Below are 11,997 nucleotides of genomic sequence, written 5' to 3'. Positions count from 1 at the left end.
TCTCTCCGTAGTCCGATTAATTGCGGTCGAGATCGATGTCGATACCGAGCGAGCGGATTTCCTTCACGAGCACGTTGAAGGATTCCGGCATGCCTGCATCGATAACATGATCGCCCTTGACCAGGTTCTCATAGACCTTGGTCCGGCCGTTCACGTCGTCCGACTTCACCGTCAGCATTTCCTGCAGCACGTAGGACGCGCCGTACGCTTCGAGTGCCCACACTTCCATTTCACCGAAACGCTGGCCACCGAACTGCGCCTTACCACCCAGCGGCTGCTGCGTGACGAGCGAGTACGGGCCGGTCGAACGCGCGTGCATCTTGTCGTCGACCAAGTGGTGCAGCTTCAGGTAGTGCATGTAGCCGAGCGTCACGCGACGTTCGAACATTTCACCCGTGCGGCCGTCGTACAGACGGACCTGGTTCTTCGACGGGTTCATGCCGAGCTGTTCAGCGATGTCGTCCGGGAACGCGAGGTCGAGCATCTTGCCCATTTCTTCCTCGGTCGCACCGTCGAACACCGGCGTTGCGAACGGCACGCCTTCGCGCAGGTTCTTCGCGAGCTCGAGGATCTCGTCGTCGGTGAAGCTTTCCAGATCTTCCTGGCGGCCCGAATCGTTGTAGATCTTCGTCAGGAACGCGCGCATTTCCTCGATCTTCGCCTGACGCTGCAGCATTTCGCCGATACGCCAGCCGAGACCCTTCGCGGCCCAGCCGAGGTGCACTTCCAGAACCTGACCCACGTTCATCCGCGACGGCACGCCGAGCGGGTTCAGCACGACGTCTGCCGGACGGCCATCGGCCATGTACGGCATGTCTTCGATCGGGACGATCTTCGACACGACACCCTTGTTACCGTGACGGCCTGCCATCTTGTCGCCAGGCTGCAGACGGCGCTTCACCGCGAGGTACACCTTGACCATCTTCAGCACGCCCGGCGGCAGTTCGTCGCCTTGCGTGAGCTTCTTGCGCTTCTCTTCGAACGCGAGGTCGAACTGGTGACGCTTTTCCTCGATCGAGTTCTTGATCGCTTCGAGCTGCGCCGCTGCTTCGTCGTCCGCGAGGCGGATGTCGAACCAGTGGTAGTGGTCGAGGTCTTCCAGGTAAGCCTGGTCGATCTTCGTACCCTTCGCGAGCTTCTTCGGACCGCCGTTCGCGACCTTGCCCACGAGCATGCGTGCGAGACGCTGGAACGCGTCGCCTTCCACGATGCGCAGCTGGTCGTTCAGGTCGAGACGATAGCGCTTCAGTTCGTCGTCGATGATCTGTTGCGCACGCTTGTCGCGCTGGATGCCTTCACGCGTGAACACCTGGACGTCGATCACGGTGCCGCTCATGCCCGACGGCACGCGCAGCGACGTGTCCTTCACGTCCGAAGCCTTCTCGCCGAAGATCGCGCGCAGCAGCTTCTCTTCCGGCGTCAGCTGGGTCTCGCCCTTCGGCGTGACCTTGCCGACCATCACGTCGCCCGCTTCGACTTCCGCACCGATGTACACGATGCCCGATTCGTCGAGACGGCCGAGCTGGATTTCCGCCAGGTTCGAGATGTCGCGCGTGATTTCTTCCGGCCCGAGCTTCGTGTCACGTGCAACGACGTTCAGCTCTTCGATGTGGATCGACGTGTAGCGATCGTCCGCGACCACCTTCTCCGAGATCAGGATCGAATCCTCGAAGTTGTAGCCGTTCCACGGCATGAACGCGATCAGCATGTTCTGGCCGAGCGCGAGCTCGCCCAGGTCCGTCGAGGCGCCGTCGGCCAGCACGTCGCCGCGCGAGACCTTGTCGCCCATCTTCACGATCGGACGCTGGTTGATGTTCGTGTTCTGGTTCGAACGCGTGTACTTGATCAGGTTGTAGATGTCGACACCGACTTCACCTGCGACCGCTTCTTCGTCGTTCACGCGAATCACGATACGGCCTGCGTCGACATAGTCGACGACGCCGCCACGGAACGCCTGAACCGTCGTACCCGAGTCGACCGCGCAGGTGCGCTCGATACCCGTACCGACGACCGGCTTTTCCGGACGCAGACACGGCACGGCCTGACGCTGCATGTTCGAACCCATCAGTGCACGGTTCGCGTCATCGTGCTCGAGGAACGGAATCAGCGAGGCTGCAACCGACACGATCTGCGACGGCGCCACGTCCATGTACTGGATACGGTCCGGCGTGACCATCATCGTTTCGCCGGCTTCACGCGACGACACGAGTTCGTCGATCAGCTGGCCGTTCTCGTCGATCGCGGCGTTTGCCTGCGCGATCATGTAGCGGCCTTCTTCGATCGCCGACAGGTAGTCGATCTGGTCGGTCACCTTGCTGTCCACAACCTTGCGGTACGGCGTCTCGAGGAAGCCGTACTCGTTCAGGTGCGCGTACAGTGCGAGCGAGTTGATCAGGCCGATGTTCGGACCTTCCGGCGTTTCGATCGGGCACACGCGGCCATAGTGGGTCGGGTGCACGTCGCGAACTTCGAAGCCTGCGCGTTCGCGCGTCAGACCGCCCGGGCCCAGGGCGGAAACACGGCGCTTGTGCGTGATTTCCGACAGCGGGTTGGTCTGGTCCATGAACTGCGACAACTGCGACGAACCGAAGAACTCGCGGATTGCCGACGAAATCGGCTTCGAGTTGATCAGGTCGTGCGGCATCAGGTTTTCGCTTTCGGCCTGGCCGAGGCGTTCCTTGACCGCGCGCTCGACACGCACGAGACCCGCGCGGAACTGGTTTTCCGCCAGTTCGCCGACGCAACGCACACGACGGTTGCCGAGGTGGTCGATGTCGTCCACTTCGCCCTTGCCGTTGCGCAGCTCGACGAGGATCTTGATCGTCGCGAGGATGTCGTCGTCCTGCAGCGTCATCGGGCCGGTGATTTCATCGCGGCTGACGCGGCGGTTGAACTTCATACGGCCGACCTTCGACAGGTCGTACGCTTCTTCGCTGTAGAACAGACGGTTGAACAGTGCCTCGACCGCTTCCTCGGTCGGCGGCTCGCCCGGACGCATCATGCGGTAGATCGCGATGCGCGCGGCCGTGCGATCGGTCGTTTCGTCGACACGCAGCGTCGACGAGATGTACGGGCCCTGGTCCAGGTCGTTCGTGTAGAGCGTCTGGATGTCCTTGATGCCCGCTTCGCGCAGCTTCTCGAGCACGCTTTCCGTGACTTCGTCGTTCGCGCTCGCGATCACTTCGCCGGTGTCGCCGTCGACGACGTTCTTCGCCAGCACGCGGCCGAGCAGATAGTCTTCCGGCACCGAGATGAACTTGGTCTTCGCGGCTTCGAGGTCGCGAATGTGCTTCGCGTTGATCCGCTTGTCCTTCTGGACAATGACCTTGCCATCACGATCCGTGATGTCGAAACGCGCGACTTCACCACGCAGGCGCTCGGGCACGAACTCGAGTTGCGCGCCTTCGTCCATCAGCGTGAAGTTGTCGAACACGAAGAAGTTCGCGAGGATCTGTTCCGGCGTCAGGCCGATGGCCTTCAGCAGGATCGTGACCGGCATCTTGCGGCGACGGTCGACGCGGAAGTACAGGATGTCCTTCGGATCGAATTCGAAGTCGAGCCACGAGCCGCGGTACGGAATGATCCGTGCCGAGAACAGCAGCTTGCCCGAGCTGTGCGTCTTGCCCTTGTCGTGTTCGAAGAACACGCCCGGCGAACGATGCAGCTGCGAGACGATGACACGCTCGGTGCCGTTGATGACGAACGAGCCCGTCGGCGTCATGAGCGGCATTTCGCCCATGTACACTTCCTGCTCTTTCACTTCCTTGACGACCGGCTTGTTCGGCGATTCCTTGTCGAGGATGACAAGGCGGACCTTCGCGCGCAGCGCGGAGCAGTACGTCAGGCCTCGCTGCTGGCATTCCTTGATGTTGAATGCCGGCGAGGACAGCGCATAGCTCACGAACTCGAGGCGCGCGAAACCGTTGTGCGAAACAATGGGAAATACCGATGTGAACGCGGCCTGCAAACCTTCAGGCTTGCGTTGTGTCGCCGGCACATCGGCTTGCAGAAACGTGCTGAATGATTCAAGCTGGGTAGCCAGCAAGAAGGGAACTTGGTGAACGATGGGGCGCTTCGCGAAACTCTTGCGAATGCGCTTCTTCTCGGTGAAGGAATATTGCATACGATCTCCGAATCACGGCGGGTGCTATCGAGGCGGAATACCTGGACGTTTCAAACCCGAGTGTTCACCGACTGAGACCCGATGGCCGTTCGACGGCTTGAACGAGCCGAGAAGCTTGGTGGTTGGCCGCTACCAACCGCTGGCTGACGGCAGCGGATGCCTGTGTTGCCCGCTACCCGACCAAACTTGCCTTCTGCAGTCGCTTCAGAAGACAAAGAGAACCGCCAATCGCGAGTGACCGTTCGCAACGATCAGGCGGTTTTCTTTGGCTTCTGGGGCCGATTATTCGGGCTCCCGAATGAGTGCCAGAATAACGTCCCCACAAAGCACAAAAAGGCTGGCGGTGAAAATACCGCCAGCCCTCGCACAGCGCGTCGAAACTTACTTGACTTCGACCTTCGCGCCTGCTTCTTCCAGCTTCTTCTTGGCTTCTTCAGCAGCAGCCTTGTCGACGCCTTCCTTGACCGGCTTCGGTGCACCGTCAACCAGGTCCTTCGCTTCCTTCAGGCCCAGGCCCGTCAGTTCGCGAACGGCCTTGATGACCGAAACCTTGTTGGCGCCGGCTTCAGCCAGGACGACCGTGAATTCGGTCTTCTCTTCTGCAGCAGCAGCAGCGCCGCCGCCTGCCGGGCCAGCGACTGCCACTGCAGCTGCCGACACGCCAAACTTCTCTTCGAACGCCTTGACCAGTTCGTTCAGTTCCAGAACGGTCATCCCTTCGACTGCTGCCAGGATGTCTTCTTTTGCGATTGCCATTTGAAATACTCCTAAATTGAATTCGGATACAGCCAGCGATCAGTAACGCTGATGCACGTTCGCTTACGCAGCTTCCGCTTGCTTCTTCTCGGCCAGCGCGGCGAGAGCACGCGCGAAGCCAGAAACAGGCGATTGCATAACGAACAGCAGCTTCGAGAGCAGTTCTTCGCGGCTCGGGATGCTTGCCAGCGCTTGCACGCCAGCCTTGTCCATCACCTTGCCATCGAACGAACCAGCCTTGATGATCAACTTGTCATTGCTCTTGCCGAAGTCGTTGACGACCTTAGCAGCAGCAATTGCATCTTCCGAGATGCCGTAGATCAGCGGACCAGTCATCTGCTCTGCCAGCGGAGCAAACGGCGTACCTTCAACAGCGCGACGCGCCAGCGTGTTCTTCAACACGCGCAGGTAAACCTTTTGCTCACGCGCTTGCGCGCGCAGCTTGGTCAGATCGCCAACCGCAATTCCACGATACTCAGCCAGCACAACGGTCTGGGCCTTCGCGACTTGCGCGGAAACCTCAGCGACGACGGCTTGCTTGTCTTCTCTATTAAGCGGCACGGTTAGCCTCCAGAAACGATACGTTCGGCACGAAACCTCGCGTACCTCGTTCAACAACGGCGTCCGACCTCGTTAGGAGTATTTCCACCTCACGCCGCGAATCGCTTCACGGCCTGCGGCTTCACCACTGCAAAACTTTTTCGGGTTCGCCATCTGCGTTGGCTTGAATTAAGGGATCACCTGACTGCTGCGCCCCACCAACGGTCTTTGATAACCGGTTGTTCGCCTTGCTGCACGAACAACCGCCCAAAGCCCATGTAGGCCGCTTCGCGAACGAAGCGGCCCGAATACTTGCTTACTGTGCTGCCAGCGTAGCCTGGTCGACACGCACGCCGACGCCCATCGTGCTCGACAGTGCGATCTTGCGCAGGTAGACGCCCTTGCTCGTTGCCGGCTTCGCCTTCTGCAGCGCTTCGATCAGCGCCGACAGGTTCGAACGCAGCGCGGTCGGCTCGAACGATGCACGGCCGATGGTCGCGTGGATGATACCGGCCTTGTCGACACGGAATTGCACCTGACCGGCCTTCGCGTTCTTGACGGCGGTTGCGACGTCCGGCGTGACCGTACCGACCTTCGGGTTCGGCATCAGGCCGCGCGGGCCGAGGATCTGGCCGAGCGTACCGACGATACGCATCGTGTCCGGCGAAGCGATCACGATGTCGAAGTCCATCTGGCCAGCCTTGATCTGCTCAGCCAGGTCTTCCATACCGACGATTTCCGCACCTGCCGCACGTGCTTGCTCAGCCTTCTCGCCTTGCGCGAACACAGCAACGCGAACCGACTTGCCCGTACCGGCCGGCAGAACGACCGAACCACGAACGACCTGGTCCGACTTCTTTGCATCGATGCCGAGCTGGACTGCGACGTCGATCGATTCGTCGAACTTCGCGCTCGCGCATTCCTTCACGAGGCTCAGTGCGTCTTCGATCGCGTACAGCTTCTGACGATCAACCTTGGCGGCAAATGCCTGACGGCGCTTGGAGATCTTAGCCATTTACACGCCCTCCACAGTGATGCCCATCGAGCGTGCGCTACCAGCGATGGTGCGAACGGCTGCGTCCAGATCAGCTGCCGTAAGGTCCGGCATCTTGGTCTTTGCGATTTCTTCGGCTTGAGCGCGCGTGATCGAACCGACCTTGTCGGTGTGCGGCTTGCTCGAGCCCTTGTCCACCTTCGCCGCCTTCTTGATCAGGACGGTTGCCGGCGGCGTCTTCATCACGAACGTGAAGCTCTTGTCAGCGAATGCCGTGATGACCACCGGCACCGGCAGACCCGGCTCCATGCCTTGAGTCTGCGCGTTGAACGCCTTGCAGAACTCCATGATGTTCAGGCCGCGCTGGCCCAGTGCCGGACCGACCGGCGGCGACGGGTTGGCTTTACCTGCAGGGATCTGCAGCTTGATAAAGCCGATAATCTTCTTTGCCATTTGTGAACCTCATTGGAACGCCAGAGAAGGCGTTCGGTGAGTAATAACGCGCGTTCGCCGCTGGCTACTGACGCTCCTCAACGGCCATGACGCGGGCCGTAAGCGCGAAGGTGGGCAGCCGAGGCTGCCCACCGAATCGGGATCAAACTTTTTCGACCTGGCCGAATTCGAGTTCGACCGGGGTGGATCGGCCAAAGATGGTGACCGACACACGCACGCGCGATTTTTCGTAGTTGACTTCCTCGACGGTGCCGTTGAAGTCCGTGAACGGGCCTTCCTTGACACGCACCATCTCGCCGACTTCGAACAGGGTCTTCGGGCGCGGCTTTTCGACGCCTTCCTGCATCTGCGACATGATCTTTTCGACTTCCTTCGGGGAAATCGGGGTCGGGCGGTTACGCGCACCGCCGACGAAACCGGTGACCTTCGCAGTGTTCTTCACGAGGTGCCACGTTTCGTCCGTCATTTCCATTTCCACCAGCACGTAGCCGGGGAAGAAACGACGCTCGGTCACAGCCTTGTGGCCGCCTTTGACTTCGACCACTTCTTCGGTCGGGACCAGGATCTGACCGAATTTGTCCTGCATGCCAGCACGTTCGATGCGCTCCTGAAGCGCACGTTGCACGCTCTTCTCCATACCGGAGTAGGCGTGCACGACGTACCAACGTTTTCCGCTCGGGGATGCCGGAGTATCGCTCATATCATTTCCAACCCAGAATCGCCGAGAAAATCACCCATTCGATCGATTTGTCACTCAACCAGAGGAAAATCGCCATCACGAGCACGAAACCGAACACGACGAGTGTGGTTTGCGTTGCTTCCTTGCGGGTGGGCCAAACGACCTTACGGACTTCCTTGTACGAATCCTTGGCAAAGGCGATGAGGCTCTTGCCAGGGGCGGACATCAGCCCGACGGCCACGCCGGCGATGATACCTACCGCCAACGCGGCACCGCGGACATACCACTGCTGATTGGCCAGCCAGAAGAAGCCCACGAATCCGGCCAAGACCAACAATACGCCCAGGGCCAGCATCAGCTTATCGCCGGAGGTATTTACAGTTTCGACGGATGGATTCGCCATAACACCTTAAAACAAATGCCACGTAGGACACGTGGCTATTTTTTGGCAGGGGCAGAGGGAATCGAACCCCCAACCTTCGGTTTTGGAGACCGACGCTCTGCCAGTTGAGCTATACCCCTAAACCATGTTGGGGCCGGCTGTTGCCAGCCCCAAAACTGTCGATCAACGAATAACTGGCTTACTCGATGATCTTGGCGACGACGCCGGCGCCGACCGTACGGCCGCCTTCGCGGATTGCGAAGCGCAGACCTTCTTCCATCGCGATCGGAGCGATCAGCTTCACCGTGATCGACACGTTGTCGCCCGGCATCACCATTTCCTTGTCCTTCGGCAGCTCGATCGAGCCCGTCACGTCCGTCGTACGGAAGTAGAACTGCGGACGGTAGTTGTTGAAGAACGGCGTGTGACGGCCGCCTTCGTCCTTGCTCAGCACGTACACTTCAGCCGTGAAGTGCGTGTGCGGCGTGATCGAACCCGGCTTCGCCAGAACCTGGCCACGCTCCACGTCTTCACGCTTCGTGCCGCGCAGCAGGATACCCACGTTGTCGCCTGCCTGACCTTGGTCCAGCAGCTTGCGGAACATTTCAACGCCCGTGCAGGTCGTCTTCACCGTCGGCTTGATACCGACGATTTCGATTTCTTCGCCGACCTTCACGATGCCGCGCTCGACACGACCCGTCACAACCGTACCACGGCCCGAGATCGAGAACACGTCTTCCACCGGCATCAGGAACGCGCCGTCAACTGCACGCTCCGGCGTCGGGATGTACGTGTCCAGCGCGTCGGCCAGGCTCATGATCGCCACTTCGCCCAGCTCGCCCGTGTCGCCTTCCAGCGCCAGCTTCGCCGAACCCTTCACGATCGGCGTGTCGTCGCCCGGGAAGTCGTACTTCGACAGGAGTTCGCGAACTTCCATCTCGACCAGCTCGAGCAGTTCAGCGTCGTCCACCATGTCGCACTTGTTCAGGAACACGATGATGTACGGAACGCCAACCTGACGGGCCAGCAGGATGTGCTCACGCGTCTGCGGCATCGGGCCGTCAGCTGCCGAGCAAACCAGGATCGCGCCGTCCATCTGCGCTGCGCCCGTGATCATGTTCTTCACATAGTCAGCGTGGCCCGGGCAGTCGACGTGTGCGTAGTGGCGGTTAGCCGTTTCGTACTCGACGTGTGCCGTGTTGATCGTGATGCCGCGCGCCTTTTCTTCCGGTGCCGCGTCGATCTGGTCGTACGCCTTCGCTTCGCCGCCGAACTTCTTCGTCAGAACCGTCGTGATCGCTGCCGTCAGCGTCGTCTTGCCGTGGTCAACGTGACCAATCGTACCAACGTTCACGTGCGGCTTGGTCCGCTCGAATTTACCCTTGGCCATTTTCGACTCCCAAAAGGAATTTCACAGGTTGCGCCGCGCGCAAACAAGACACTGACTTTTTACTGCTGGTGCCCATGGGCAGGATCGAACTGCCGACCTCTCCCTTACCAAGGGAGTGCTCTACCACTGAGCCACATGGGCGCTTTAAGCTTCAACTTAGCGGTCTGGAGCGGGTGAAGGGAATCGAACCCTCGTCGTAAGCTTGGAAGGCTTCTGCTCTACCATTGAGCTACACCCGCACGGGCCACTAACGATTCCTTACCGCTCACTGCGCTGATATCTTGGTGGAGGAGGTTGGATTCGAACCAACGTAGGCGTAAGCCAACAGATTTACAGTCTGCCCCCTTTAGCCACTCGGGCACCCCTCCGTAGAGAACTGACGATTATGGGGGTGCATCGCACTCGTGTCAAGCACATCCGGAAGATTATTTTCACTTTCTTCCCGACTCCTGCTTTACCACCGATCCCCCGCCCCTGCCCGGCTAAGGCAAGCGCGAGATGTTGCCGACCGGCGCCACATCTTCGTCAGACTCCGCCCTTAGCGCCGATCTGCATCTGCGCTAAAAACGAAAGACCGCCATCATACGACCTCTTTCGCACTATGCCAAGCGGGAGATGCAAAAATTCCGCAAATTTCGTGCCGGACGACTTCGTCGGCCCCGGCCGCGGTGTTCTTGGCGGCTTCAGGCTCGCGCTGCTCGCGGGAAAGCGGGGCTTCTCGCTACCCATGACGCGCCGGCCTGACGCGAGCTACCGGCCGTACGCAGCGGGCTTTTCCGATCCTCCCGGCGGCTGGACCCGACAATGGAGCCGCCGCTCAGGCACGAAGAAGTGCCGATAGCGTGTCCCCCTGCTGACTTCCGCAGGCGTCGCGATACCATCCCTAGCCTTCCATCATCTTCCCGCACGAACCCTCATGCGCCTGCTTGCTCTTGCGATCACCTTCACGACCTTGACGGCGCTGACCGCACATGCGGCCGAACCGACAGACACCCCGTGTCGCTCGAGCACGATTACGAAAGTGCGTCAGCAGGCCCTGGAGGACAGCCGCACCGCGGGACGTCCAAGGACAGCTGCAGCGCTCGCTGCTTATGACAGGTTGAAGCCGGCGCTCGATGCCGGCTGCCTGAGCTCGGCACATAGCAGCTCGCCTGCAGCACGGCCGATGAATCAGGACGCGATCGCCTACGCGTGGCTGCTCAACGACGCGTCCGCCTACCTCATCGCCGCCGGCGACGGCGCCCCGCCAACCATATCCGGCAGCGCGGCCTGCCTGGACGTGTTACAGCCCTTGCTCGGCGACGATATGCGTCCACGCGCAGGCTTGCCTCACAAGCTCGGCGCCGCGATCTCGGCGAACGTCCTGCAGTGCAGCGCCCATTGCCTCGCCCCTTCGTGCAAACCGGCCAATGTCAGCATCTGGTCGGCTTATCGCAGCGAATCCGCTGCGTACACGCGGCATCCTGCATGCCCGTACGATGCCCGCCTCGTTCAGTTGAACGCGAATATCTGCGTGGGGTTCGATGCGGGCGCTTTCGCTGCGCCGCACCCCTCCGAAGACGCTGGAAAGCTGGCCTGTGACGCCGCGGCGTCGACGTCCGACATGCGCTGCCCTGCGATGCTCGTGCTGACCCGGGATCGAGGCCGAAACACGACGCGGCGGTTTCCGCCAACCAAGGATTCCGCACTGAGCGATTCAAGCACGGCGTGCGCGGTGCGATCGATCCGCATCGACGCAAGCGGCGCGCGCTTTGCTCTGATCGGCGAAGGAAGGGATTGCTTCGGCGGCACGGCCTATTCGCTCATCGAGGAAATCTATGCGCTACGAGCCGGCCAACCCATGCTCGTCAAAAAGAACAGCGCGGACTTCTGAAGGCGCCCGCCCAGCGACGCGCACACACGTTGCAACTTGCACCGCGGTCGTATCCTTTGCCTTTGCGGCGAACCTGGCCTGGCGCCCTACGCCTCGGATGAATCGGTTGGGGGTGATATCTCGTAGATTACGAGACGAACGGCGCTTAATAGCACCACTTCGCTCGATCCGACGCAATTCTGACGCGCGGTTTCATTGCGCCGCGGTCATTCGGCGCCTTCGACGGCAGACGTCGAAGCTCAGACAAACCAAACGCAGCATGCGCGTCACGCGGGCAGCGAACCTCGTTGCGAGATACGCGAAGCACGCCTAGCTGCGACGGGATGGAAGCGGCAATTTTCACAGAAGAAACGTTCAGTACGCGTGCAGATGAGAAGAGATAGTTAATTTCCGGCGGTAAAACGCACAACGCCGGGCCGCGCACGGCATTGCGTAAATCCCTGGCGGGAAATTGCAGCGGATAGGCGGTCGAGCGCTCCACCAGACCGGCTGCCGACCGAGAGCGGCACCACTTCGAACAGTCGGCGGGAGGATGTCAGCCTCGACAACACCAATTGCTGGAGCTCGGCCAACCCAGGTCGTCGGAGTAAATTTGCGCCGATTGAGTGGATGCGCCTCGGTCCGAATCGACTCCCGTCGGCGCCGCAGCACCGGGCGCATTTCGCGTGGCCGGCATCGCACATTTCCGTCGCTCAAATGCAAAAACCCCCGCCTTTCGGGCGGGGGTTTCTGGCTTAGGGAGCCTGACGATTACCTACTTTCACACGGGAATCCGCACTATCATCGGCGTAGAGTCGTTTCACGGTC

General features: G+C 60.6%; 10 protein-coding genes and 4 tRNA genes. 1 reads left to right on the top strand and 13 read right to left on the bottom strand.

Annotation, left to right across the window (positions count from 1 at the left end):
- Positions 1–16: 16 nt before the first annotated feature.
- From rpoB to BLA15945_RS31800, 12 genes are all read right to left on the bottom strand, one after another.
- A complete protein-coding gene (gene rpoB, locus BLA15945_RS31855) occupies positions 17–4,123 on the bottom strand; it encodes a DNA-directed RNA polymerase subunit beta (RefSeq protein WP_174994248.1) in 4,107 nt (1,368 codons plus the stop codon).
- 381 nt (positions 4,124–4,504) lie between these two features.
- Positions 4,505–4,879, bottom strand: a complete 375-nt coding sequence (rplL, locus tag BLA15945_RS31850) for a 50S ribosomal protein L7/L12 (RefSeq protein ID WP_006477198.1) — start codon at positions 4,877–4,879, stop codon at positions 4,505–4,507.
- 63 nt (positions 4,880–4,942) lie between these two features.
- Positions 4,943–5,440 (bottom strand): 50S ribosomal protein L10, encoded by a 498-nt coding sequence (gene rplJ / locus BLA15945_RS31845; RefSeq protein WP_059232621.1) that lies wholly within the window; start codon positions 5,438–5,440, stop codon positions 4,943–4,945.
- 295 nt (positions 5,441–5,735) lie between these two features.
- A complete protein-coding gene (rplA, locus tag BLA15945_RS31840) occupies positions 5,736–6,434 on the bottom strand; it encodes a 50S ribosomal protein L1 (protein WP_006482906.1) in 699 nt (232 codons plus the stop codon).
- On the bottom strand, positions 6,435–6,866 hold the full coding sequence (rplK, locus tag BLA15945_RS31835; protein WP_006477201.1) for a 50S ribosomal protein L11: 432 nt from the start codon (positions 6,864–6,866) through the stop codon (positions 6,435–6,437).
- A 142-nt stretch (positions 6,867–7,008) separates the two neighbouring features.
- Positions 7,009–7,566: a transcription termination/antitermination protein NusG gene (nusG, locus tag BLA15945_RS31830; protein ID WP_006400672.1), complete on the bottom strand. Its 558-nt coding sequence runs from the start codon at positions 7,564–7,566 to the stop codon at positions 7,009–7,011.
- Between the two features lies 1 nt (position 7,567).
- Positions 7,568–7,948 carry a preprotein translocase subunit SecE gene (secE, locus tag BLA15945_RS31825; protein ID WP_006482892.1) on the bottom strand — a complete coding sequence of 127 codons (381 nt, stop codon included), beginning with the start codon at positions 7,946–7,948 and terminating at the stop codon, positions 7,568–7,570.
- Positions 7,949–7,991: 43 nt separating this feature from the next.
- A tRNA-Trp gene (locus BLA15945_RS31820) sits at positions 7,992–8,067 on the bottom strand.
- A gap of 59 nt (positions 8,068–8,126) precedes the next feature.
- Positions 8,127–9,317, bottom strand: coding sequence for an elongation factor Tu (gene tuf / locus BLA15945_RS31815; protein WP_011350666.1), 1,191 nt, complete (start codon positions 9,315–9,317; stop codon positions 8,127–8,129).
- A 66-nt stretch (positions 9,318–9,383) separates the two neighbouring features.
- Positions 9,384–9,458 (bottom strand) — tRNA-Thr (locus BLA15945_RS31810).
- 24 nt (positions 9,459–9,482) lie between these two features.
- Positions 9,483–9,556, bottom strand: a tRNA-Gly gene (locus tag BLA15945_RS31805).
- Positions 9,557–9,599: 43 nt separating this feature from the next.
- Positions 9,600–9,685 (bottom strand) — tRNA-Tyr (locus tag BLA15945_RS31800).
- A gap of 548 nt (positions 9,686–10,233) precedes the next feature.
- Between BLA15945_RS31800 and BLA15945_RS31795 the strand changes: the two genes are divergently transcribed.
- A complete protein-coding gene (locus BLA15945_RS31795; RefSeq protein ID WP_174994247.1) occupies positions 10,234–11,190 on the top strand; it encodes a hypothetical protein in 957 nt (318 codons plus the stop codon).
- Between the two features lie 145 nt (positions 11,191–11,335).
- On the opposite strand, the gene BLA15945_RS31790 is transcribed toward BLA15945_RS31795, so the two are convergent.
- A complete protein-coding gene (locus BLA15945_RS31790) occupies positions 11,336–11,671 on the bottom strand; it encodes a hypothetical protein (protein ID WP_174994246.1) in 336 nt (111 codons plus the stop codon).
- Positions 11,672–11,997 lie beyond the last annotated feature (326 nt).

The sequence above is a fragment of the Burkholderia arboris genome, from assembly GCF_902499125.1.
Taxonomy (GTDB): domain Bacteria; phylum Pseudomonadota; class Gammaproteobacteria; order Burkholderiales; family Burkholderiaceae; genus Burkholderia; species Burkholderia arboris.
This window is presented reverse-complemented; position numbering and strand designations above follow the sequence as displayed.